Raw genomic sequence first — 23,073 nt, 5'->3', positions numbered from 1 at the left:
AATGTAGACATTTTGTGTTTATGGCGATAATTTTAGCTCGCCCGCACTGATCCAGGTCACCACCGGACGGCGCCACCCACTTTCTCTACAAGGACACTGCCATGAACGCTTTTACGCAGATCGACGAACTTGTGATGCCACTGCCGCTCGAACCGCGTGGTTTCACCATCGCCCCCTCGAAACAGTCGCCGCGCCTGCTTGAGCTCACCTTTACCCGTGAAACGGTCGAAGCGTTCGTCCAGGCGGTTGCCCAGTGGCCGGTGCAGGCGCTGGAGTACAAGTCGTTCCTGCGCTTCCGGGTTGGCGAGATCCTCGACGAGCTGTGCCAGGGCACCCTGCGGCCGGTGCTGCTCAATACCATCCTCAACCGCGCCAGCGGCGGCATGCTGATCACCCCGGTCGGCCTGGATGACGTGAGCCAGGCCGAGGACATGGTCAAGTTCACCACCGCCTGCGCCCATCTGATCGGCCGCTCCAACTACGACGCCATGAGCGGCCAGTTCTATGCCCGCTTCGTGGTGGTCAACACCGACAATTCCGACAGCTACCTGCGTCAGCCGCACCGGGTCATGGAGCTGCACAACGATGGCACCTTCGTCAACCAGATCACCGATTACGTGCTGATGCTGAAGATCGACGAAAAGAACATGGAAGGCGGCAACTCGCTGCTGCTGCACCTGGACGACTGGGAGCAGTGCGACGAATTCTTCCGCCACCCGCTGGCCCGTCGCGAAATGCGCTGGACCGCACCGCCGAGCAAGAAGGTGTCCGAAGATGTGTTCCACTCGGTATTCGACACCGATGCCGAAGGCCGCCCGACCATGCGCTACATCGACCAGTTCGTGCAGCCGGAAAACTACGAGGAGGGCATCTGGCTGAACGCCCTGTCCGAGTCGCTGGAAGGCAGCCAGAAGAAGCTTTCGGTACCGGTTGGCGTGGGTAGCTTCCTGCTGATCAACAACCTATTCTGGCTGCATGGCCGCGACCGCTTCACGCCGCACGAAGGCCTGCGCCGCGAGCTGATGCGCCAGCGCGGCTACGTGGCCTTCCCAAAACCGCTGTACCAGCGCGGGCAATAATGACAGGGCGCGGGGCGGGCGCCCGCCCACGCGTCTTTGCACAAAACGATGCCACCAGGGCCCGCGCGGGCCTTGGTGAGCCAGTCAGGCAATGCCTGCGTGTGAGGTAAAGGCTGTGTACGATTTCATCATCATTGGCGGTGGCATTGTGGGCATGTCCACGGCCATGCACCTGATCAAGGTCTACCCGGATGCGAAGATTCTCCTGTTGGAGAAAGAGTCCGGCCCGGCCCGCCACCAGACCGGCCACAACAGCGGCGTGATCCACGCCGGCGTGTATTACACCCCCGGCAGCCTCAAGGCGCGCTTCTGCCTGGAAGGCAACAAGGCCACCAAGGCCTTTTGCACCCAGCACGGTATCCGCTTCGATGAGTGCGGCAAGCTGCTGGTGGCCACCAACGACCTGGAAATGCAGCGCATGAAGGCGCTGTGGGAGCGCACCGCGGCCAATGGCCTGGAGCGCTACTGGCTGTCGGCGGCCGAGCTGCGCGAGCGCGAGCCCAATATCGTTGGCATGGGCGGCATCTTCGTGCCCTCCAGCGGCATCGTCAATTACGCCGAAGTGACTGCAGCCATGGGCGCCGAGTTCCAGCGCGCCGGCGGTGAAATCCGCTATGGCGCCGAGGTGGTCGGCCTGCAGGAGCTGGCCAGCGAAGTGGTCGTGCGCACGCGTGGCGACCATCATGACGATGAGTTGCGCAGCCGTTTCCTGGTGACCTGCTCGGGCCTGATGGCCGACCGCGTGGTGAGCATGCTGGGCCTGCGTACCGAATTCGTCATCTGCCCGTTCCGTGGCGAGTACTACCTGCTGCCCAAGCAGCACAACCAGATCGTCAACCACCTGATCTACCCGATTCCCGACCCGTCCATGCCGTTCCTGGGCGTGCACCTGACACGCATGATCGACGGCACCGTCACCGTTGGCCCCAACGCCGTGCTGGCAATGAAGCGCGAGGGTTACCGCAAGAGCGACGTCAGCCCCAGCGACCTGTTCCAGACCCTGACCACCCCCGGCATCCTCAAGGTGCTGGCGAAGAACTTCCGCCCTGGCCTGATCGAGATGAAGAACTCGCTGTTCAAGGGTGGCTACCTAAAGCAGGTCCAGAAGTACTGCCCGAGCATCACCAAGGCCGACCTCACGCCTTACCCGGCTGGTGTGCGTGCCCAGGCCGTGTCGCGTGACGGCAAGCTGATCGACGACTTCCTGTTCGTCAACACCGCTCGCAGCGTCAACGTGTGCAACGCGCCGTCTCCGGCCGCCACCTCCGCCATCCCGATCGGCGCCTACATCGTCGACAAGGTCTGTGAGCAGGTTGGCCGCCAGGGCAGTGGTTTCCCCAAGGCCGACCTAGCGCCCCGTCAGCGGGCAGCCGGCTGACCTACCCGCAATACGTTCTGCGGTTTCGTTTTACTCAACCCGTACTGCCCTACTCACCATCTGGGGCAGGGCGGGCTTTTTCGCGCCTGCGTCGGTGACGTGCAAGCCGACGGCCCCTGCGTGGGCAAGACAAAAACAACAAGGTAGCGCCATGCAAACCCACAAGAACAATTTGAGTCATGGATTGAAATCACGGCATGTCACCATGCTGTCCATTGCCGGCGTGATCGGTGCCGGCCTGTTCGTCGGCTCCGGCCGCGCGATTGCCGAAGCAGGGCCCGCCACCATCCTGGCCTATATCCTGGCCGGCGCGCTGGTGGTGCTGGTGATGCGCATGCTGGCCGAAATGGCCGTCGCCTCGCCGGACACCGGTTCGTTCTCTACCTATGCCGACCTTGCCATCGGCAAGTGGGCCGGCTACACCATCGGCTGGCTGTACTGGTGGTTCTGGGTACTGATCATCCCCATCGAGGCCAATATTGCCGCCACCATCATCAACTCCTGGGTCCCGCAGCTGGAAATCTGGGTCTTGTCGTTGGTGATTACCCTGTTGCTGACCGCCACCAACCTGTTCAGCGTGAAGAACTACGGTGAGTTCGAGTTCTGGCTGGCATTGGTGAAGGTGGTGGCCATCGTCGGTTTCATCGCGCTGGGGGTGTGCGCCATTTTCGGCCTGCTGCCAGGCACCGGTGTCAGCGGTGTGTCACGCCTGTGGGATAGCGGCGGCTTCATGCCCAACGGTTTTGGTGCGGTGCTCAGCGCCATGCTGATTACCATGTTCTCTTTCCTCGGCGCCGAGGTGGTGACCATCGCCGCAGCCGAATCCGACGAAGCGGGCAAGCATATTTCCAAGGCCACCAACTCGGTGATCTGGCGGATCACCCTGTTCTATATCCTGTCGATCTTCATCGTCATCGCGCTGGTGCCGTGGACCGACCCGCGCCTGGCCACCGAAGGTTCCTATGTCACGGTGCTGGACACCCTGGGTGTGCCGAATGCCAAGGCCATCATCGACTTCGTGGTGCTTACGTCGGTGACCAGCTGCCTCAACTCATCGCTGTATACCGCGTCGCGCATGGTCTACTCGCTGAGCCGCCGCGGCGATGCACCGGCCTGTGCCCAGGTGACCAGCCGCAGCGGCACTCCCGTGGTAGCTGTGCTGCTGTCCACTGGCGCAGCTTTCCTGGCGGTGATCGCCAACTATCTGGTACCGGCCAAGGTGTTCGGCTTCCTCATGGCCAGCTCCGGCGCGATAGCCTTGCTGGTGTACCTGGTGATCGCCGTTTCCCAGTTGCGCCTGCGCCAGCGCCTGATTGCACAGGGCAAGACACTGGGCTACCGCATGTGGCTGTTCCCGTGGCTGACCTGGGGCGTGATTCTGTTCATCAGTAGCGTACTGGTGCTGATGCTGTTCCGCCCGGATCACCGCCTGGAAGTGGTATCGACCATGGTACTGGCGGTGCTGGTGGTGTGTTCGGGCCTTCTGGTCACACGGCGTCGGGCGCGCGAGGTGGTGGTAGGCCGCGTAGGGCAGGGCGCCTGAGCCGTTCGGCCTGAAGACAGACGAGCAAGTCGCATCAGGCTGTGAGAGGATGTCCGTCATCACAGCCAGGACCCCGAACGCAGCCTGATGAAGACACCCAAAAGAATCGAACCCCTGATCGAAGACGGCTTGGTCGACGAAGTACTGCGGCCGTTGATGAGTGGCAAGGAAGCCGCCGTGTATGTGGTGCGCTGTGGCAACCAGGTGCGCTGCGCCAAGGTCTATAAAGAAGCCAACAAGCGCAGTTTCCGCCAGGCTGCCGAGTACCAGGAGGGCCGCAAGGTTCGCAACAGCCGTCAGGCCCGGGCTATGGCCAAGGGCAGCAAGTACGGGCGCAAGGAGGCCGAAGACGCCTGGCAGAACGCCGAAGTGGCGGCGCTGTTCCGCCTGGCCGGCGCTGGCGTGAGGGTTCCAAAGCCTTACGATTTCCAGGACGGCGTGCTGTTGATGGAGCTGGTGACCGATGCCGACGGTGACGCGGCCCCGCGCCTGAACGACGTGCACCTCGAAGCCGAGGAAGCCCGGGAGTTCCATGCCTTCGTCATTCGCCAGATCGTGTTGATGCTGTGTACCGGGCTGGTGCATGGCGACCTGTCGGAGTTCAACGTGCTGCTTGGCCCGGACGGGCCGGTGATCATCGACCTGCCACAGGCAGTGGATGCAGCGGCCAACAACCATGCCTTCAGCATGCTGCAGCGCGACGTGGACAACATGGCCCATTATTTCGGGCGCTTTGCGCCAGAGCTGAAAAACACCCGATATGCGCAGGAAATGTGGGCCTTGTACGAGGCGGGCGAACTGCGCCCGGACAGCCCGCTGACGGGGCTGTTCGAGGATGACGAGCATGCGGCTGACGTGGCCGGGGTGATGCGCGAGATCGATGCGGCCCGGCTGGATGATGCGCGCCGGCGCGCCGCGCGGGCCGAGTCTGAGCATGGGGCGGCCAGGGCAGAGGAGCCTGCGCCGCCCTGGCTGCAGTGATGTGTTGCCTGTGCCGGCCTCTTCGCGGGCACGCCCGCTCCCACAGGAATCGCGCAGTACTTGTGGGAGCGGGCATGCCCGCGAAGAGGCCGGCACAGGAAAAATGCAGCCATTGCCTTTGACGCAAGACAATATCTCGTCATCTGGCCTTTTCACTGGCGCGCGACAGGCATAAGGTATACGCCGTTCAAATTCCCTGGAGCTGTCATGTCCAACCAATTTCCGTCCGTTCGTCCACGCCGCCTGCGCCAGAACGAGTCCCTGCGCACGATCTTCCAGGAAACCGAGTTCCGCCTTGAAGACCTGATCCTGCCGATCTTCGTCGAAGAGGGCATCGATGATTTCGTGCCGATCACCAGCATGCCGGGCGTCAACCGCATCCCCGAGAAGCTGCTGGCTCAGGAAATCGAGCGCTATGCCCGCGCCGGTATCAAGTCGGTGATGACCTTTGGCGTGTCGCACAACCTGGACGCCGTCGGCAGCGACACCTGGAACGAAAACGGCCTGGTCGCGCGCATGTCGCGCATCTGCAAGGACACCGTGCCGGAAATGGTGGTGATGTCCGACACCTGCTTCTGCGAATACACCAGCCACGGCCACTGCGGCGTGCTGCACGACCACGGCGTGGACAACGACGCCACGCTGGCCAACCTGGGCAAGCAGGCGGTCATCGCCGCCGCTGCCGGTGCCGACTTCATTGCCCCGTCGGCGGCAATGGACGGCCAGGTCCAGGCCATCCGCAGCGCGCTGGATGGTGCCGGCTTCCACGACACCGCGATCATGGCCTATTCCACCAAGTTCGCCTCGTCGCTGTACGGCCCGTTCCGCGAAGCCGGTGGTACCGCGCTGAAGGGCGACCGCAAGAGCTACCAGATGAACCCGATGAACCGCCGCGAAGCCGTGCGCGAGTCGCTGCTCGACGAGCAGGAAGGGGCCGATGTGCTGATGGTCAAGCCGGCCGGTGCCTACCTGGACGTTATTGCCGATATTCGTGCCGCATCCCGCCTGCCGCTGGCGGCGTACCAGGTGAGCGGTGAGTACGCGATGATCAAGTTCGGCGGCCTGGCCGGCGCTATCGATGAAGGCCGGGTGGTGCGTGAAAGCATTGGTGCGATCAAGCGTGCCGGTGCCGATCTGATCCTCACCTACTTCGCCATGGACCTGGCCCGCGAAGGTATCTGATCGCGAGCCGATGCCCATGCAAGCCGCTGCCATCGCAGCGGCTTTTTCTTTACCTGCGCAGCAACCGGTGAGAGGAAAAACACAAAAAATCCGTAAGCGCTGAATTATTTAGTGTCCCGTTGTATCTCATCCCTTAGAGCATTCATCGACAGGGATACGGACATGAAACCTCGCAAGAAAAGCCTCCAGCCAATCGGCCTGAAGGACATCACCATTGTCGACGACGGCAAGATGCGCAAGGCAATCACCGCGGCGGCACTGGGCAATGCAATGGAATGGTTCGACTTCGGCGTCTATGGCTTCGTCGCCTACGCCCTGGGCAAGGTATTCTTCCCCAATGCCGACCCAAGCGTGCAGATGATCGCGGCGTTGGCCACGTTCTCGGTGCCGTTTCTGATCAGGCCTCTGGGCGGGCTGTTCTTCGGTGCCTTGGGCGACCGGTTCGGGCGGCAGAAAATTCTCGCTGCAACCATCGTGATCATGTCGCTCAGCACCTTCGCCATCGGCCTGATACCGTCCTATGCCAGCATCGGTATCTGGGCGCCGATCCTGTTGCTGCTGGCCAAGATGGCCCAGGGCTTCTCGGTGGGGGGCGAGTACACCGGCGCGTCGATCTTCGTCGCCGAATATGCCCCTGACCGTAAACGCGGGTTTCTCGGCAGTTGGCTGGACTTCGGCTCGATTGCAGGGTTCGTGTTGGGTGCCGGTGTGGTGGTGTTGATCTCTACGGTGCTGGGTGAAGACAAGTTCCTCGAATGGGGTTGGCGCCTGCCGTTCTTCCTCGCCTTGCCGCTGGGCATCATCGGCCTGTACCTGCGCCATGCGCTGGAGGAGACACCAGCCTTCCAGCAGCACGTCGACAAGCTGGAGAAAGGCGACCGCGAAGGCCTGGCGACCGGGCCCAAGGTGTCGTTCAGGGAGGTGGCCACCCAGCACTGGCGCAGCCTGGTGACCTGCATTGGCGTGGTGATCGCCACCAACGTCACCTATTACATGCTGCTCACGTACATGCCCAGCTACCTGTCGCACAACCTGCACTACAGCGAAGACCATGGCGTGCTGATCATCATCGCGATCATGGTCGGCATGCTGTTCGTGCAGCCGATGATCGGGCTGCTCAGCGACAAGTTCGGCCGTCGTCCGTTCATCATCGTCGGCAGCGTCGGCCTGTTCGTGCTGGCCATTCCGGCATTCATGCTGATCAACAGCGGCGTACTGGGGGTGATTTTTGCCGGGCTGCTGATCATCGCCGTGCTGCTGAACTTCTTCATCGGCGTGATGGCTTCGACGCTACCGGCAATGTTCCCCACGCACATCCGCTACAGCGCCCTCGCCAGCGCCTTCAATATCTCGGTGCTGATCGCCGGCCTCACCCCGACCATCGCCGCCTGGCTGGTGGAAAGTACTGGCAACCTGTACATGCCGGCCTATTACCTGATGGTGATCGCCGCCGTGGGGCTGGTTACCGGCCTGACCATGAAGGAAACCGCGAACAAGCCGCTGCGCGGCGCGGCACCGGCAGCATCGGATATCGAGGAAGCGCGTGAGTTGCTGCAGGAACACCACGACAACATCGAGCAAAGGATCGAGGACATCGATGCGCAGATTGCCGAACTGGAGGCCAAGCGCAAGTTGCTGGTGCAGCAGCACCCGCGCATCGAGTGATCAGTTTGGCATGTAACCACGCTGCCATGTCCGCGGAATGAACCGCGACACCAGGGCCAGCACGCAGGCCAGCGAGCAGCTGCCGGCTAGCGCTTGCAGGCCCAGGTGGCGCTCCAGCCAGGCACCCAGCGCGGCGCCCAGCAGCATGCCGGCCCAAGGCACCAGTTGCACCCGCCAGCCATTGCGCCGCTCGCCCAGCAGCCAGCGCCCCAGCCCACGCCCGAAACGTGACAGGGCGCCGGTGACGTAGGTCAGGCCGATGGGCAGGCCGTTCACCTGTTCGACCACGGCATTGATCATGCCCATGGCCAACGTGGCAGCGAGCAGCGCTGGAAAGGTCGCAGCCAAGGGCCATGCGGCTGCAAAGCCCAGCAGGGCGGCGACTACCAGCAGCACCGGCCAGGCCCTGCGGCGGAAAGCGCGCGCCAGCAGCACGCCCAGGGCGTTGCCGACGACGAAGCCCAGCACCGCAGCACTCAGCCGCAGCACCAGGGCCAGGTCCGCATCGCTGATGGCGACGGCCAGGCGCGTGGTGTTGCCACTCATGAACGACACGAAGTCGCCCAGCGCTAGCAGGCCGATGGCATCGGTCATGCCGGCTAGTACGGACAGGCCGGCGACCAGGCCGAGGCCCACGCGACCACGCAGCATCTGCAGGCGCAGCCGCTTGGCTGTGCGTGCGGGGAGGGTGTTGGGCAGCATGCTCGGGAGCTCAGCGAGGCATTTCGCGGGCCAGGGTGCTCTTGATGGTGCGCTCCACTACATCGACCAGCACCATTGTCTGGTGGTCCACTTCGATGTTGAGCAGCTCGCCGGCCTTGTAGCTGGGGAAGGTGGTCTGGCGCAGGGTTTCCGGGATCAGGTTGATGGTGATCACATTGTCATCGACATCGGCTACGGTCAGGCTGCAGCCGTTGACCCCGATGAAGCCGCGTGGGAACACGTACTTGCCCCATTCCGGTGGCATGCGGAACTTGATGAAAGCGCCGGTTTCCTTGATCGACAGCTCGACGATTTCGGCGGTGGTGGCGATATGACCGGCCATCAGGTGGCCGCCGACTTCGGCGTTCATCTTCGCCGAGCGTTCGATGTTGACGCCCTGGCCGGCCTTGAAGTTGCGCAGGTTGGTGCGCTCGAGGGTGGCGGTCATGGCGTCGAACCTGACCTGCGTGCCGTGGATTTCGGTGACCGACAGGCAGGTGCCTTCGACACTGACGCTGGCGCCGATCTTCAGTTCGTCGAGCAGTTCGGGGGTGAGGTCGATGGTGAACTGGTTGTGGCCCGGGTAGGTGGTCACATCAAGCAGAGGGCGGACGGCCTGGACGATGCCGGTGTACATGGAGTTGCTCCTGGGCACGGAAAAGAAAACTTCCGAACGCTATGCCCGTGGAGCGGTAAAAGCAAGCCGGCCATTTGGAACTGCACATAACTCATTGAATTAGCAGGGACCCTGTGGGAGCGGCTTTAGCCGCGAACACCGGCGCAGCCGGTGCCATGCACCGCGTTGGATTCTTCGCGGCTAAAGCCGCTCCCACGGAGTACGAGGATCGCTTGCGAATTCAGTTATCTGTGCGACAGCGCGGCCTGAAGGGCTGGGCAATCTCCCACAGGTATCGCGTGGCTTTCGTTCCGAGCTTCACCGGCGAAGGCAATGGGGCAAATACAATTCAGACATGGCCGCTGCTGTTGACGATCCGCAGGCACAGTGCCTCATAAGGGTCCAGGTTCATCATCAGCCGCCCATCCTCGGTCAAATCCCCTTCGACCGTTTCATTGATCATGTCCACCACCGGCCCCGGCGTGAACCCGGTCAGTTGCAGCTCCTCGGCGATCACTTCCTGGCCAAAGTTCAGCGCAGTGATCTGGATGCCACGCCCGGCCGGCAGCTCATGCACCATCACCAGCAAGCCGGGGCTGCTGACTTCGGGCACCAGCACCTGGCGGCTGGTGGCGATGCCATAGGCCTGACGCACCGCCAGCAGTTTCTTCACCTTGCAGGCAAACGAATTGCCGTTTTCCAGCTGGCTGTCCAGGCTGCCATACAGCGCCCGGGCACGGGGCATGCCGCGCACAGACGTCTGAGCCTGCGGCTCGAGCCCGGCCAGGTCGTAGCCGCCGCGGTGAATCCAGCGGGTATCGCCATCGAGCATCCGCTGCGCGACCGCTTCGGCGGGCAAGGGCAGGGCGCCCACCAGGTCCCAGCCGGACAGCGCCACCACACCTGGCTGCATGGCGTTGTACATGACCAGCAGCAGGTGCACCTTCTGGATCAGCTCGATTTCTGCCACCCCGATCTGCCCAAGATCGCGGATGCCCAGTGCAGCGGCGATCAGGCTGGCCGTGGTACAGGATATGCCATTGGTGACGAAGCGCAGGTTGTACGGCGCATGTTCGCCCGACAGCCGTTCGTAGATCTCTTCGCGGATGTGCTCGCGCAGGATGCCGCCGGGCAAAGTCTGGCCCTTGTACAGGTACATGTCATGTGCATGCAGGGTCCAGAAATGCACCAGTTCCACGGTCAGCTCGTCATGGTTCTGCAAGGCATGGATCAGCGAAGCTGGGTCGATGCCGAAGGCATGCATCTCCTTGAGCATCAGGCGCAGGAACTCGGTGTCGCCGGTCAGCAGTGCATGCTGGTAGGCCGGCCGGGTAATGAAATCGTAGGACAGGTCGGCACCGCCTCTGGACATCTGCGCGATGTCGTCGAGGGTCAGGTTCAGTTCCTGGAAGCTGAAACCGCCGGCCTTGCGGATCATGCCGCCGATCAGCTGGTTGCCGACGATCGACAGCGGGTGGCTTTCCGACCAGGCAGTGCCGCTGGCGCGGGTCTCCACGCCGAGAAAGCCGTTGGCATCCAGGCGCAGGCCGCGCGCACCCAGGCAGTCCAGGGCGTGCAGGGCATCGCCAATGATCATCTGCTGGGCGGCGAAGGTCGGGTCCAGCCAGTTCAGCGACGGCTGGCCTTCCTTGAAATAGTGCAGGTACACCCAGCGTCGGGTCTTGCCATCCACACCGGTCACCGGCGGTGTGGCGCTCCAGTCGGTTTCCTTCACGCCTGGTTCGAAGAAGATCACCCGTTGCAGTTGGCCGACGATGTAGTGGCGGGCCTTGAGTTCGTCGCACTGGGCCGGCAGCAGGTTGACCGCATCTCGCCCGGCAGGCACTTCGGGCAGTAGCGGCCAGTCTTCCTCGCGGATTTCGACCATGTGGTACAGCCCCGGGTAGGGACCGTAGGCCAGTTCGGCCAGGCGGAAGTCGGCGCCCTTGCCAGTGTGCGAGGGGATCAGGTCGTCGATGGTCACGGCGTTGTGCGCGGCGGCCATGCGGCTCATCTGGATCAGCTCCTGTTCGCTGCCGTACAGCGGGTCGATGTCGAAACTGATGCGGTCGAAGTTGCCGTCCACGCTGGGTGTGAGTTCACGCCCGCGAATGCCGCCGGACAACTTGATCGGGCCGGTGTGCAGGCCCTGGATACCGATCTCCGACAAGCGCTTCCACAGCGCTTCGTGGGCCAGCGCACCGAGCACTGAACAGCCTTCGGGGGCGATGATGGCATCGGGGTAGACGGTCAGCCAGACCGATGCGATTTCAGTGGCGCGTCGGGGTTGGGCTTCGGCGTAGGGTTGCTGCCACAGGCGCGACTGGCCCGAGTACAGATGGGTGCGTTGCTGGGAGGCCCTGAGCATGGCGCGGTCTTCGAGCCATTTGACGTATGACGGGTCGGGTTGGGTCATTTCGCGTCCTCTTTGCGTGTCGGCAGCGGCTCAGGTTATGACGGTTGTGGCGGCTGATCGTTCGGCTTGAGAATGCTTCGTGGGCTTGCTGATCTGTTTGCCAGCCTGGGAGGCGACTTCCAGGGCTTGGCCGTCCCGTTGTTTGCCCTGGCGAGCCAGGCCTTCAAGCTGCGGAATCAGCATGCCCTCCGGCAAATGTCGCCAGAACCGCCCGGGCATGTGCAGGCGCAAGGCGTCGGGGTTCAGGCGCGCAGGGTTGAAGGTATGACGATAGTAGGTGCGCCATAATTCGGCGCCAGGGTCTTCGGCGTTGCGGGCCCACTGGCGCCAGGGTTCGGGGCACTGGCGCTGGTAGTCGAATGCCTGGCCATCGAAGCGTATGCCGTCGTGCGCCGTGGCAATCACCCAGCGCAAACGCCCAAGGCGGTCAGCGAAATGCGCACTGGCGCTTTCCAGAACGTCATGCGCCGGCTCGTGATAGGCCACCAGGTCAAGTTGCAGCTGTTCGGCCAAAACTTCGGGGAGTGGCACGAAGCGCACAAACGCATGCAGGTGGTGTGCTTCGCGATTGACCTGCTTGATCCGTCTTTGCAGCTCGCTACCCAGTCGGTCACCCGCCAGCATTGCAGTACGGTCACCATGGGCCACCCGCCAAAGTACCTCGTAAAGCAGGTTCCAGCGGTGCTCGCCACGGTAGCGGGCGGCCTGTTCCAGCTGGCTCAGCAGCGCCGCTGGCACCTTGGCGCGAAACGGACCGGAGCCCTCAGGCAGCGCTGTCGGTACGGCCAGCAAATCAGCCACCGGCCCTTGCGCCCAGGTCACCTCCGACGGGTCGATGCCATGCCCCAGCAACACCCGGGCCTGGTCACGCCAGGTGGCGAACAGGCCGTCGCAGTCGAGCGCGATCATCCCCACAAGCCCATCTGCACCGGCGCCTGCGGTTCACGCAAGCGCGCTCTCAGCAGGCCGCTGCGCAGCTCGGCCTGGGCCGGGCGGTAGTCGCTGGTGACAATGAACGGCCGCGCCTTGTCCAGTACGCAGCGCAGCTGGATCAGGTCATCGTAGCGAATGCGCCGTTCGCGTCGCAGGGCTACCAGCCGCTGCACGCTGCGCAGGCCGATGCCGGGGATGCGCGCCAGTAGCGCTGGCTCGGCACGGTTCACGTCCAGCGGGAACACTTCGCGGTTGGCCAGCGCCCAGGCCAGCTTGGGGTCGATGTCCAGTGCCAGGTTGCCGCTCTGGCCCAGCAGCTCGCCGGCCTTGTAGCCATAGCCACGCAGCAGGAAGTCAGCCTGGTACAGGCGGTGCTCGCGCAGCAGCGGTGGTGCCGCCAGGGGAACGCTGTCGGGGCTGTCAGGAATGGGGCTGAAGGCAGAGTAGTACACGCGCTTGAGGCCGTAGCCCTGGTACAGCGATTCGGCATTGCGCAGCAATGTGCTGTCGTCGGTGCTGTCGGCCCCGACGATCACCTGGGTGCTTTGCCCGGCTGGGGTAAAGCGCGGCGCCTTGGGTTCGTGGGCCACGGCTTGCTGGCCCTGATGGATCACGCCCATGGCCTGGCGAATGGTGTGCGCCTGTTTCTCTGGTGCCAGGCGTTTCAGGCTGGCGTCGGTCGGCAACTCGATGTTGACGCTGAGCCGGTCTGCCAGGCGCCCGGCCTCTTCGATCAGCAGCGGGTCGGCATCGGGGATGGTCTTTAGGTGAATGTAGCCGCGGAACTCATGCTCTTCGCGCAACAGCCGCGCCACACGAATCAGCTGCTCCATGGTGTAGTCCGCCGAGCGGATGATGCCGGAGCTGAGGAACAGGCCGCTGATGCAGTTGCGCCGGTAGAAATCCAGGGTCAGCCGGACCACTTCCTCGGGGCTGAAGCGCGCGCGTGGCACGTTGCTGGAGCGGCGGTTGACGCAATACTGGCAGTCGTAGAGGCAGAAGTTGGTCAGTAGCACCTTGAGCAGCGAGACGCAGCGCCCGTCGGGGGTGTAGCTGTGACAGATGCCCATGCCATTGGTAGCACCCAGGCCATCAGCCCCGCGCGAGTTGCGCTTGGGCGCGCCGCTGCTGGCGCAGGATGCGTCGTACTTGGCAGCATCGGCAAGGATGCCGAGTTTGGCGATGAGTTGCATGGCGGCTGACCTGTGATACTGAGTATTCATACAGTATTTTGAGATGTGACGGATTGCAAGTGATTGTGCGCCGGCCATGCCCGACTGAATCCGTCATCTAAGCTTGTGGCTGAACCTACGGATGGCAACGAGGCAAGGGAGAGGTTATGAAGATCACCATCAAGCCGGCAGTGGCGCTGACCGGGCTGGCTTTGGCATTCGGCATGCTGGGTGCCCAGGCCGCGGAAACCAGGAAGGTCGATGTCATGCTGGTGGGCGGCGGCATCATGAGTTCAACCCTGGCCGTCTGGCTCAATGAGCTGGAGCCGGGTTGGTCGATGGAAATGGTCGAGCGCCTGGACAAGGTCGCCGAAGAAAGCTCCAACGGCTGGAACAACGCCGGCACCGGCCACTCGGCCCTGGCCGAGCTGAACTACACCCCGGAGAAGGACGGCAAGATCGATATCAGCAAGGCGGTAGAGATCAACGAGTCGTTCCAGGTCACCCGCCAGTTCCTGGCCTGGCAGGTGAAGCAGGGCGTGTTGAAGAACCCGCATTCCTTCATCAACACCACCCCGCACATGAGCTTCGTCTGGGGCGACGACAACATTCGCTTCCTGAAGAAGCGCTACGAGGCGCTGCAGGCCAGCCCGCTGTTCAAGCCCATGCAGTACTCCGAGGACCACGAACAGATCCGCAAGTGGGTACCGCTGATGATGGAAGGCCGTGACCCCAACCAGAAACTGGCCGTGACCTGGACGCCGATCGGCACCGACGTCAACTTTGGCGAAATCACCCGGCAGTACGTGGGTTATCTGCAGACCCGGCCGAACTTCGACCTCAAGCTGTCGAGCGAAGTGCAAGCCATCACCCGCAACGACGACGGCTCCTGGCATGTCGAGTACAAGAACCTCAAGGACGGTAGCAGCTCGGCCACCGACGCCAGGTTCCTGTTCATCGGCGCCGGTGGTGCAGCGCTGCCATTGCTGCAGAAGTCGGGCATCGATGAGGCCAAGGACTATGCCGGTTTCCCGGTCGGTGGTTCGTTCCTGGTCACCGACAACCCGGCCATCGCCCAACGTCACATGGCCAAGGCCTACGGTATCGCCGCCACCGGCGCACCACCGATGTCGGTGCCGCATTTGGACACCCGCGTGCTCGATGGCAAGCGCATGATCCTGTTCGGGCCGTTCGCCACCTTCTCGACCAAGTTCCTCAAGCAGGGCTCGCTGCTTGACCTGTTCGCCAGCGCCAGTGTGCACAATGCCTGGCCTATGGTCAGGGTCGGGGTGCGCGAGTTCGACCTGGTGCAGTACCTGATCGGCCAGGTGCTGCAATCCGACGATGACCGTTTCGAAGCGTTGCGCACCTACCTCCCCGGGGCGAAGAAGGAAGACTGGCGGCTGTGGCAGGCAGGGCAGCGGGTGCAGATCATCAAGAAGGACGAAGCATTGGGTGGCGTGCTCAAGCTCGGCACTGAAGTGGTGGCGTCCAGCGATGGCAGCATTGCCGGCTTGCTGGGGGCTTCGCCTGGCGCCTCGACCGCGCCGCCAATCATGCTCGATGTGCTGAGCAAGGTGTTCAAGGACAAGATGGCATCGCCGCAGTGGCAGGCGAAGATCAGGCAGATCATCCCGTCCTACGGCATTCGCCTAAACGACCACCCGGACCAGGTGCAGAAAGAGTGGGCGTACACCAACGAGGTGTTGCAGCTGAGCGTTCCCGAGAGCGTCGTTACGCCGTAGCAAGGTACCGTGCGGCCCTTCCGGGCAGCTCACTCCCATGAACTGCGCATGACTCGCTGGTTCAGTGAGGTTCTGTAGGAGCAGCCTTGTGCTGCGAAGAGGTCGATACTGGCAAAGGCTGTTCATTGCGTGTACCGGCTTCTTCGCAGCACAAGGCTGCTCTTGCAATGTGTGGGTTGCGGCCTTCCTTCAGCGACTCGACGAAGCCGCGCGCGAACCATACCAGGGCCATGGCAGTGAACGTCCTGCACCAGGCCTGCCCCAAAGGCAGCGCTTGGGCAGCCACGGCAGCAGTGGCGCGATCACCTGTGGTCTTGTTGTGATTGGGCAGTGCGCTCGGGTGGGCGATGTCGAGGGTGTGGAAGCGGAAATGGGCAAAGCCGAACAGTCGCTGCAGGCGAGCCAGCTTCAGCTTGACGCTGTAGTAGGCATCGAGGTTGTCGATGCCTGTCACCTCGATGCCTGCTTCGCACAGGCGCCGCGCAACGTGGTAGCCGATGAAGCCGGCCACGCCGGTAATCAGTACGGGCATGCTGGCTGTACCTGGCCACGGCCGATGCCGTAGTAAGTCAGGCCGGCAGCGGCCATGTGCTCGGGTTCGAACAGGTTGCGGCCGTCGAACACCACCCGGTCGGCCAGTTGTTGCGGCACCTTTTCCAGGTTGAGTACACGGTAATCCTGCCATTCGGTGACGATCACCAGGGCATCGGCGCCGCGCAGCGCATCGTCCTTGCACGGTACTAGTTGCAGGTCGGCGCGCGGGCCATAGTGGCGCTGGATCTCTTCCATGGCCTGTGGGTCATGGGCCTGTACCCGCACGCCGGCGGCCCACAGCGCCTCCAGCAGGACCCGGCTGGAGGCCTCGCGGATATCATTGGTGTTGGGCTTGAACGACAGCCCCCACAAGGCAAAGACCTTGCCCCGCAGGCCGCGTGGGTAGTGGCGCTGGATCTTGCTGAACAGTCGGCCCTTTTGCTGCTCGTTGACCGATTCCACCGCACGCAGCAGCTGCGGCTCGAAGCCTTCGGCCTCGGCGCTGCGGCGCAGGGCTTGCAGGTCCTTGGGGAAGCACGAGCCACCAAAACCGCAGCCGGCATAGATGAAGTCGTAGCCGATGCGCGGGTCCGAGCCGATGCCACGGCGTACCATTTCGATGTCGGCGCCCAGGTGCTCGGCCAGGTTGGCGATTTCGTTGATGAACGAGATCTTGGTCGCCAGCATGCAGTTGGCCGCGTACTTGGTCAGCTCGGCGCTGCGCGCATCCATGACCATGAGCTTTTCGCGGTTGCGGCTGAACGGCAGGTACAGCTCGCGCAGCAGTTCTACCTCGGCTGGTTCCGCGCCACCGATGATGATGCGCTCCGGGCGCATGCAGTCATCGACTGCCGAGCCTTCCTTGAGGAACTCGGGGTTGCTGACGACGCGGAAGCGACTGGTGTCGGCCACGGCCTGGGCGATGCGCGCCTTGATGCGGTGCACCGTACCGACCGGCGCGGTGGATTTGTTGACGATCACCTTGGGACCGTCGGCATGTTCGAGGATGCTGTCGACCACGGCGAATACGTGCTTCAGGTCGGCACTGCCGTCGGCCTGTGGCGGGGTGCCGACGGCAATGAACTGCAAGCTGGCGTAGTTGGCCGCTTCGCTGGCGTCGGTGGTGAAGCGCAGGCGACCGCAGGCCAGGTTCTTCTCCAGCATCGGCGCAAGGCCGGGTTCGAAGATCGGGCAATGGCCTGCATTGAGGCTGGCGACCCGCTCGGCGTCGATATCCATGCACAACACCGAATGCCCCACCTGGGCCAGGCACACCGCCTGGGTGAGGCCGACATAGCCGGTACCGAAAACCGTGACCTTCATTTGACAGCTCCTTGGCGAGAAAGCTGAAAAAACATGTCACATCGTTGTTTAGATCTTGTTACTTGCGCAGGCCGCTGCCTCCTGGGCGGCGCTCCACAGTTGCTGGCGGAACCAGCGCCGCAAGGGGTCGGCGTGAGTGCGTTCGTGCCATATCTGCATCACCTCGATCGCTGGCAATGCCAGCGGCAGCGGGTACATGAGCAGGTCGTCATCACGCTCTGTGGCTTCGATGGCCAGCGAGCGCAAACAGGTGAGCAGCAGGTCGCTGCCGCGCAGCAGGCGCGAGGGGGCGACGAAGCTCGACAGGCCAGCCACGACCCGCCGTTGCATGCCCTGGCTGCGCAAGGCGCGGTCGACCAGGCCATCGAGGTCGCCGGTGAGGGTGGTGAGCAGGTGATCGCTGGCGAGGAAGCTATCGAGGTCCAGGCCCTGGTCCGCCGCTGGATGACTGCGCGAGGCCAGCACAACGAAGTGTTCGGTGAGCAGGCGCTGTTGGTGGAAGGTTTCCGGGAGGTCGGTATAGAACCCGGCAACGGCCAGGTCACAGGTGCCTTTCTCCAGCTCTTCGCGAGGGAGCTGGCCACGGGTGTTGTGGGTCACCAGCGTCAGGTTCGGTGCCTGACTGCGCAGGATCGGCAGCAGCCTGGGCAACAGCGTCTGTTCTACATAGTCGGTGCTGTACAGGTGCAGGCGGGCAGGGCGGGCGAGGAAATCCCGGCCTTCGCAGCGTTCATAGAAACCCTCCAGGCCCACTACCAGGCGCTCTACCTCGGGCGCCAGTTCGTGGGCACGTGGTGTCGGGGTCAGGCCCCTGGGCGCGCGGACGAACAGGGGGTCACCAAACTGGTGACGCAGCTTGTTGAGCTTGTGGCTGAGCGCGGGCTGGCTCAGCGCCATGCGCTGGGCGGCAAGGGTGGCGTTGCGTTCCTGATACAGCACATGGAACAGGTACAGCAGGTTGAGGTCCTTGCTGGAGATATTCATTTTATGGATCGCAGACATGAGAGCTTTCGAATTAACGAATCATAGCCTTGCCATTAGCATGAATGCATCCCGCCAACGTGAGCGGAAGGCCTATTTGCTGATCTGGAGATTGTTGCATGACCAAGATATCCCGGCTTGCCTTGGCTGTTGCTGGCACCCTGCTTGCCGCCGGTGCCCATGCCGCACCCAAAGGTGAAGTGCTGGTGCTGCTGTCCAGCGAGCACCAGCTGCCGCTGCAGGAGGGCAAGCGCTACGCCACCGGCTACTACCTCAACGAGTTCGGCGTGCCTGCCGACCAGTTGCTCAAGGCTAGCTACAAGCTGGTGCTGGTTACCCCAAAGGGTAATGCCCCGCGCGTCGACCAGCGTTCGATCGATCCAAGCTACTTTGCCGGTGATGCGGCGGAGATGCGGCGGATCGAGAAGGTCGTGCAAGGCCTGCCGGGCATTGACGATACCCTGTCGGTGAAGGAAGTCCTGGCAGGTGACTTGGAGCGCTATGCCGGGCTGTTCATCCCCGGCGGCCATGCGCCGTTGATCGACCTGGCCAACAACCCGGACGTGGGCGCCTTGCTGCGGCATTTCCACCAGGCCGGCAAGCCCACAGCCGCCATCTGCCACGGCCCCATTGCCTTGCTCTCGGCCCAGCAGGACCCGGCGAGCTACCAGTCGGCGCTGGCGCGTGGTGAAAAGCCGGCAGCCACCGACTGGCTGTACAAGGGTTACAGGATGACCATCTTCTCCGACCCGGAGGAGCAGGTGTTCGAGAGTTCGCTCAAGGACCAGCGGCTGTTGTTCTACCCGGCCAACGCCATGGCAATGGCAGGAGGCGACATGGGCTACGCCAAGGCCTGGCAGCCCAATGTGGTGGTGGACCGCGAACTGATCACCGGGCAGAACCCGTTCTCGGACAAGGCGCTGGCCAAAGTATTGCTGGAAAAGTTGGCTGGGCAGGCAAAGCCCTCTGATCAAGGCATCTAGACTTACAAGTGGCCTGCACCGGGCAACGCTCGGCAGGCCGATACCATTCAACCGACCACCGCCTCCCCGGAGCGGATGTCCCTCGCTGGCGATGGCCTTCTTTGCAGAGGAGGGCAGGTCATGGACGAGGCAAGGCTTCACGACTTCATGGGCAAGCTGGTGGGTGACATGGGCGCGGCGGCGACATTGGCCAACGTGATTCTTGGCGACGAACTGGGGTTGTACCGGGCCATGGCCGACAGCCAGCCGACCACCCCCGAGGCGCTGGCGGAAAAGACCGGCTGCCACCCGCGGCTGGTGCGCGAATGGCTCAGCGCCCAGGCCGCATCGGGCTACATGGTGCATGACAAGGGCCTTTTCGTGTTGCCTGAAGAGCAGGCCATGGCCCTGGCGCTGGAGGATTCGCCGGCCTACATGGCCGGTGGCGCGGCAGTGGTGGCAGCGCTGTTCCATGACAAGGACAAGCTGGTCGCGGCCATGCGCGGCGACGGCGGGCTGGCCTGGGGCGACCATCACCCCTGCATGTTCAGTGGCACCGAGCGGTTCTTCCGGCCGGGTTATCGCACCTTCCTGGTGGCCGAATGGCTACCGGCGCTGGAAGGCGTGGTAGCCAAGCTGCAGGCGGGCGCCAAGGTGGCGGATGTGGGCTGTGGGCACGGTGCTTCGACGCTGGTCATGGCCCAGGCGTTCCCGGCATCCACCTTCGTCGGCTACGACTACCACGGGCCTTCCATCGTCACCGCCAACGAGCGTGCCCGCGAGGCGGGGTTGGCGGGGCGTGTGAGCTTCCAGCAGGCCAGTGCCAAGGACTACCCGGGGCATGACCATGACCTGGTGTGCTTCTTCGATTGCCTGCACGACATGGGTGACCCGGTGGGGGCCGCGAAACATGCCTACCGCGCGTTGAAGGCAGACGGCACGGTGATGTTGGTGGAGCCTTATGCCGAGGACTCGCTGGATGGCAACCTGACACCGGTCGGGCGCTTGTTCTATGCGGCATCGACGTTTATCTGCACGCCCAATTCGTTGTCGCAGGAGGTGGGGCTGGGGCTGGGCGCGCAGGCGGGGGAAGCGCGGTTGCGGGCGGTGTTCGAGGAGGCGGGGTTCAGCCGGTTCCGGCGGGCGACGCAGACGCCGTTCAACCTCATTCTGGAGGCTCGGAAGTAGAGTTAAGCCTGTGCCGGCCCTTTCGCGGGCACACCCGCGAAAGGGCCGGGCCTGCAAAAACAGAAGGGGCGCCTTGATGGCGCCCCTCTTTCTTGCTGCTTAGGCTTCAGCGTCCCAGGGGCGATCGCCTTTTTCATCCTTGACGCGGGTCGGCAGGCCCATCACGTCCAGCGCCTTGAGGAACGGCTCGGCTGGCAGCTCCTCGACGTTGACCATGCGCTTGGCATCCCACTCGCCACGGGCGACCAGCAGGGCGGCAGCCACTGGCGGTACACCGGCGGTGTAGGAAATGCCCTGGCTGTCGGTCTCGGCGTAGGCTTCTTCGTGGTCGGCCACGTTGTAGATGAACACTTCGCGCGGCTGGCCATCCTTGGTGCCCTTGACCAGGTCACCGATGCAGGTCTTGCCGGTGTAGCCCGGGGCCAGCGAGGCTGGGTCCGGCAGCACGGCCTTGACCACTTTCAGCGGTACCACTTCCAGGCCTTCGGCGGTTTTCACCGGTTGCTCGGAGAGCAGGCCCAGGTTTTTCAGCACGGTGAACACGTTGATGTAGTGCTCGCCGAAGCTCATCCAGAAACGCACGTTCGGCACGTTGAGGTTCTTCGAAATCGAGTGAACTTCATCGTGGCCGGTCAGGTACAGGTTCTGCGAACCTACCACCGGCAGGTCGTCGGTACGCTTGACTTCGAACATGGTGTTGCTGGTCCACTGGCTGTTCTGCCAGCTCCACACTTGCCCGGTGAACTCGCGGAAGTTGATTTCCGGGTCGAAGTTGGTGGCGAAGTACTTGCCATGCGAACCGGCATTGACGTCGAGGATGTCGATCGAGTCAATGCTGTCGAAATACTGTTGCTGCGCCAGCTTGGCGTAGCTGTTCACCACACCCGGGTCGAAACCGACGCCGAGAATGGCGGTAATGTTCTTTGCCTGGCACTCTTCGAGGTGTTTCCACTCGTAGTTGCCGTACCACGGCGGGGTCTCGCAGATCTTGCCCGGCTCTTCGTGGATGGCGGTGTCCAGATAGGCGACACCGGTATCGATGCAGGCACGCAGCACCGACATGTTGAGGAAGGCGGAACCAACGTTGATCACGATCTGCGATTCGGTCTCGCGGATCAGCGCCTTGGTTGCCTCGACATCGAGGGCATTGAGCGAGAAGGCCTGGATGTCGGCGGGTACCTTGAGGCTACCCTTGGCCTTGACGCTGTCGATGATGGCCTGGCATTTGGAGATGTTCCGTGACGCGATGGCGATACGACCCAGTTCGTCGTTATGCTGCGCGCACTTGTGGGCCACCACCTTGGCGACACCTCCTGCACCAATGATAAGAACGTTCTTCTTCAATTTATCCCTTGCTCCTTACTGAAAGCCGGTCTTACGACAGGCTGGAAACGTAGTCTTCGAAACCGAACTCGCGCACCACTTCGACGCTGCCGTCGAGTTGCTTGACCACGATGGATGGCATTTTCAGACCGTTGAACCAGTTTTTCTTGACCATGGTGTAACCCGCCGCGTCGACGAACGACAGGCGATCACCGATGGCCAGCGGACGATCGAATTGGTATTCGCCGAAGATGTCACCGGCCAGGCACGACTTGCCGCAGACCATGTAGGTATGCGCGCCGTCGTTGGGGGCCATCTTGGCGTTGAGGCGGTAGATCAGCAGGTCGAGCATGTGCGCTTCGATCGAACTGTCGACCACGGCCAGGTGCTTGCCGTTGTACAGGGTGTCGAGCACGGTCACTTCCAGCGAGGCGCTGTTGGTGATGGCCGCTTCGCCCGGCTCCAGGTACACCTGCACGCCGTACTTTTCCGAGAAGGCTTTCAGGCGCGCGCAGAAGGCGTCCAGCGCGTAGTCTTCACCGGTGAAGTGGATGCCGCCACCGAGGCTTACCCACTCGACCTTGTGCAGCAGGTGACCGAAGCGCTCCTCGATGTGCGTGAGCATCTTGTCGAACAGGCCGAAGTCGCCGTTTTCGCAGTTGTTGTGGAACATGAAGCCGGAGATCTGCTCGATCACCTGTTCGACCTTGGCCGGGTCCCATTCGCCCAGGCGGCTGAACGGGCGGGCCGGGTCGGCCAGCAGGTAGTCGGAGCTGCTGACCTGCGGGTTGACGCGCAGGCCACGGACCTTGCCTTCGGACTGTTCGGCGAAGCGCTGCAGCTGGCCGATCGAGTTGAAGATGATCTTGTCGCAGTTCTCCAGCATTTCCTCGACCTCGTCGTCGGCCCAGGCCACGCTGTAGGCGTGGGTTTCGCCGGCGAACTTCTGGCGGCCGAGCTTGAGCTCGTACAGCGACGAAGAGGTGGTGCCGTCCATGTACTGCTGCATCAGGTCGAAGACCGACCAGGTGGCAAAGCACTTGAGGGCGAGCAGGGCCTTGGCACCGGAGTGTTCGCGCACGTAGGCGATCTTCTCCATGTTGCCCAGCAGCTTGGTTTTATCGATGAGGTAGTACGGCGTCTTGATCATTTAAAGGCCCCCGGCCAGGCCGGCCAAAAAAAGGACACGCATTGTGCCTTCACTTGCCGCAGACCGAAAGGGTGGGTTACGCATTTCGTCGTGGTTGACGCCGTTGCGAGAGGATTTTTCCGGTTGCGGCGGGCTCAGTAGAACAGCGGCATGTGACTATCGTAAGCAGCAACCGGGTGCCGCAAGGAGAATCCGATGAG

Annotated in this window: 18 protein-coding genes and 1 pseudogene; 9 read left to right on the top strand and 10 right to left on the bottom strand. The window is 63.0% G+C overall.

From position 1 onward, the window contains the following. The first annotated feature begins 101 nt into the window (after positions 1 to 101). From glaH to proP, 6 genes are all read left to right on the top strand, one after another. A complete protein-coding gene (gene glaH, locus V3314_RS16845) occupies positions 102 to 1,079 on the top strand; it encodes a glutarate dioxygenase GlaH (protein WP_338459332.1) in 978 nt (325 codons plus the stop codon). Between the two features lie 115 nt (positions 1,080 to 1,194). Then, positions 1,195 to 2,457 (top strand): L-2-hydroxyglutarate oxidase, encoded by a 1,263-nt coding sequence (lhgO, locus tag V3314_RS16840; protein ID WP_338459331.1) that lies wholly within the window; start codon positions 1,195 to 1,197, stop codon positions 2,455 to 2,457. A 151-nt stretch (positions 2,458 to 2,608) separates the two neighbouring features. After that, positions 2,609 to 4,000 (top strand): GABA permease, encoded by a 1,392-nt coding sequence (gabP, locus tag V3314_RS16835; RefSeq protein ID WP_338459330.1) that lies wholly within the window; start codon positions 2,609 to 2,611, stop codon positions 3,998 to 4,000. A gap of 87 nt (positions 4,001 to 4,087) precedes the next feature. Continuing rightward, positions 4,088 to 4,981, top strand: a complete 894-nt coding sequence (locus V3314_RS16830; protein WP_196174566.1) for a PA4780 family RIO1-like protein kinase — start codon at positions 4,088 to 4,090, stop codon at positions 4,979 to 4,981. 207 nt (positions 4,982 to 5,188) lie between these two features. Next, positions 5,189 to 6,163: a porphobilinogen synthase gene (hemB, locus tag V3314_RS16825; RefSeq protein ID WP_013972900.1), complete on the top strand. Its 975-nt coding sequence runs from the start codon at positions 5,189 to 5,191 to the stop codon at positions 6,161 to 6,163. Between the two features lie 162 nt (positions 6,164 to 6,325). Beyond that, positions 6,326 to 7,828, top strand: coding sequence for a glycine betaine/L-proline transporter ProP (gene proP, locus V3314_RS16820; protein ID WP_153671088.1), 1,503 nt, complete (start codon positions 6,326 to 6,328; stop codon positions 7,826 to 7,828). On the opposite strand, the gene V3314_RS16815 is transcribed toward proP, so the two are convergent. The 5 genes from V3314_RS16815 to V3314_RS16795 form a co-directional block, all read right to left on the bottom strand. Continuing rightward, positions 7,829 to 8,530 (bottom strand): YoaK family protein, encoded by a 702-nt coding sequence (locus tag V3314_RS16815; protein ID WP_046616574.1) that lies wholly within the window; start codon positions 8,528 to 8,530, stop codon positions 7,829 to 7,831. A gap of 10 nt (positions 8,531 to 8,540) precedes the next feature. Continuing rightward, positions 8,541 to 9,167 (bottom strand): riboflavin synthase subunit alpha, encoded by a 627-nt coding sequence (locus V3314_RS16810; protein ID WP_338459329.1) that lies wholly within the window; start codon positions 9,165 to 9,167, stop codon positions 8,541 to 8,543. Positions 9,168 to 9,495: 328 nt separating this feature from the next. Further along, positions 9,496 to 11,562, bottom strand: a complete 2,067-nt coding sequence (gene treS / locus V3314_RS16805; protein WP_338459328.1) for a maltose alpha-D-glucosyltransferase — start codon at positions 11,560 to 11,562, stop codon at positions 9,496 to 9,498. A 30-nt stretch (positions 11,563 to 11,592) separates the two neighbouring features. Beyond that, positions 11,593 to 12,477, bottom strand: coding sequence for a TIGR03915 family putative DNA repair protein (locus tag V3314_RS16800; RefSeq protein WP_046616570.1), 885 nt, complete (start codon positions 12,475 to 12,477; stop codon positions 11,593 to 11,595). Continuing rightward, positions 12,468 to 13,688, bottom strand: coding sequence for a putative DNA modification/repair radical SAM protein (locus tag V3314_RS16795; RefSeq protein ID WP_196174563.1), 1,221 nt, complete (start codon positions 13,686 to 13,688; stop codon positions 12,468 to 12,470). The genes V3314_RS16800 and V3314_RS16795 overlap by 10 nt, the downstream gene beginning before the upstream one ends. 146 nt (positions 13,689 to 13,834) lie before the next feature. On the opposite strand from V3314_RS16795, the gene mqo reads away from it, so the two are divergent. Further along, a complete protein-coding gene (gene mqo / locus V3314_RS16790) occupies positions 13,835 to 15,412 on the top strand; it encodes a malate dehydrogenase (quinone) (RefSeq protein ID WP_338459327.1) in 1,578 nt (525 codons plus the stop codon). A 346-nt stretch (positions 15,413 to 15,758) separates the two neighbouring features. On the opposite strand, the pseudogene V3314_RS16785 reads toward mqo, so the two are convergent. The 3 genes and pseudogenes from V3314_RS16785 to V3314_RS16775 all read right to left on the bottom strand — a co-directional run. Beyond that, positions 15,759 to 15,944: pseudogene (locus V3314_RS16785) on the bottom strand (GDP-mannose 4,6-dehydratase); the annotation flags it as partial. Further along, positions 15,932 to 17,269 carry a UDP-glucose/GDP-mannose dehydrogenase family protein gene (locus V3314_RS16780; protein ID WP_338459325.1) on the bottom strand — a complete coding sequence of 446 codons (1,338 nt, stop codon included), beginning with the start codon at positions 17,267 to 17,269 and terminating at the stop codon, positions 15,932 to 15,934. The pseudogene V3314_RS16785 and the gene V3314_RS16780, both read right to left, overlap by 13 nt. A 48-nt stretch (positions 17,270 to 17,317) precedes the next feature. After that, positions 17,318 to 18,253 (bottom strand): LysR family transcriptional regulator, encoded by a 936-nt coding sequence (locus tag V3314_RS16775; RefSeq protein WP_338459324.1) that lies wholly within the window; start codon positions 18,251 to 18,253, stop codon positions 17,318 to 17,320. A 116-nt stretch (positions 18,254 to 18,369) separates the two neighbouring features. Here V3314_RS16775 and V3314_RS16770 point away from each other — a divergent pair, with 116 nt between their 5' ends. Both V3314_RS16770 and V3314_RS16765 read left to right on the top strand, forming a co-directional pair. Beyond that, a complete protein-coding gene (locus V3314_RS16770) occupies positions 18,370 to 19,233 on the top strand; it encodes a type 1 glutamine amidotransferase domain-containing protein (protein WP_338459323.1) in 864 nt (287 codons plus the stop codon). A 120-nt stretch (positions 19,234 to 19,353) separates the two neighbouring features. Then, positions 19,354 to 20,400, top strand: coding sequence for a class I SAM-dependent methyltransferase (locus tag V3314_RS16765; RefSeq protein WP_046616560.1), 1,047 nt, complete (start codon positions 19,354 to 19,356; stop codon positions 20,398 to 20,400). 99 nt (positions 20,401 to 20,499) lie between these two features. Here the strand turns inward: V3314_RS16765 and V3314_RS16760 are convergent, their stop codons facing one another. Continuing rightward, positions 20,500 to 21,744 carry a saccharopine dehydrogenase family protein gene (locus V3314_RS16760; protein WP_003248123.1) on the bottom strand — a complete coding sequence of 415 codons (1,245 nt, stop codon included), beginning with the start codon at positions 21,742 to 21,744 and terminating at the stop codon, positions 20,500 to 20,502. A gap of 31 nt (positions 21,745 to 21,775) precedes the next feature. Further along, positions 21,776 to 22,873 (bottom strand): carboxynorspermidine decarboxylase, encoded by a 1,098-nt coding sequence (nspC, locus tag V3314_RS16755; RefSeq protein WP_013972889.1) that lies wholly within the window; start codon positions 22,871 to 22,873, stop codon positions 21,776 to 21,778. Between the last annotated feature and the right edge of the window lie 200 nt (positions 22,874 to 23,073).

Origin of the sequence: Pseudomonas sp. TE3-3-F2023 (genome assembly GCF_036784815.1) — a bacterium.
GTDB lineage: Bacteria > Pseudomonadota > Gammaproteobacteria > Pseudomonadales > Pseudomonadaceae > Aquipseudomonas > Aquipseudomonas pudica.
This window is presented reverse-complemented; position numbering and strand designations above follow the sequence as displayed.

Excerpts from the sequence above, each read along its gene's own strand:
- glaH (WP_338459332.1), top strand. The coding sequence starts at position 102 with ATGAACGCTTTTACGCAGATCGACGAACTTGTGATGCCACTGCCGCTC.
- gabP (WP_338459330.1), top strand. The coding sequence starts at position 2,609 with ATGCAAACCCACAAGAACAATTTGAGTCATGGATTGAAATCACGGCAT.
- V3314_RS16830 (WP_196174566.1), top strand. The coding sequence starts at position 4,088 with ATGAAGACACCCAAAAGAATCGAACCCCTGATCGAAGACGGCTTGGTC.
- hemB (WP_013972900.1), top strand. The coding sequence starts at position 5,189 with ATGTCCAACCAATTTCCGTCCGTTCGTCCACGCCGCCTGCGCCAGAAC.
- proP (WP_153671088.1), top strand. The coding sequence starts at position 6,326 with ATGAAACCTCGCAAGAAAAGCCTCCAGCCAATCGGCCTGAAGGACATC.
- V3314_RS16815 (WP_046616574.1), bottom strand. The coding sequence starts at position 8,530 with ATGCTGCCCAACACCCTCCCCGCACGCACAGCCAAGCGGCTGCGCCTG.
- V3314_RS16810 (WP_338459329.1), bottom strand. The coding sequence starts at position 9,167 with ATGTACACCGGCATCGTCCAGGCCGTCCGCCCTCTGCTTGATGTGACC.
- treS (WP_338459328.1), bottom strand. The coding sequence starts at position 11,562 with ATGACCCAACCCGACCCGTCATACGTCAAATGGCTCGAAGACCGCGCC.
- V3314_RS16795 (WP_196174563.1), bottom strand. The coding sequence starts at position 13,688 with ATGCAACTCATCGCCAAACTCGGCATCCTTGCCGATGCTGCCAAGTAC.
- mqo (WP_338459327.1), top strand. The coding sequence starts at position 13,835 with ATGAAGATCACCATCAAGCCGGCAGTGGCGCTGACCGGGCTGGCTTTG.
- V3314_RS16780 (WP_338459325.1), bottom strand. The coding sequence starts at position 17,269 with ATGAAGGTCACGGTTTTCGGTACCGGCTATGTCGGCCTCACCCAGGCG.
- V3314_RS16775 (WP_338459324.1), bottom strand. The coding sequence starts at position 18,253 with ATGAATATCTCCAGCAAGGACCTCAACCTGCTGTACCTGTTCCATGTG.
- V3314_RS16770 (WP_338459323.1), top strand. The coding sequence starts at position 18,370 with ATGACCAAGATATCCCGGCTTGCCTTGGCTGTTGCTGGCACCCTGCTT.
- V3314_RS16765 (WP_046616560.1), top strand. The coding sequence starts at position 19,354 with ATGGACGAGGCAAGGCTTCACGACTTCATGGGCAAGCTGGTGGGTGAC.
- nspC (WP_013972889.1), bottom strand. The coding sequence starts at position 22,873 with ATGATCAAGACGCCGTACTACCTCATCGATAAAACCAAGCTGCTGGGC.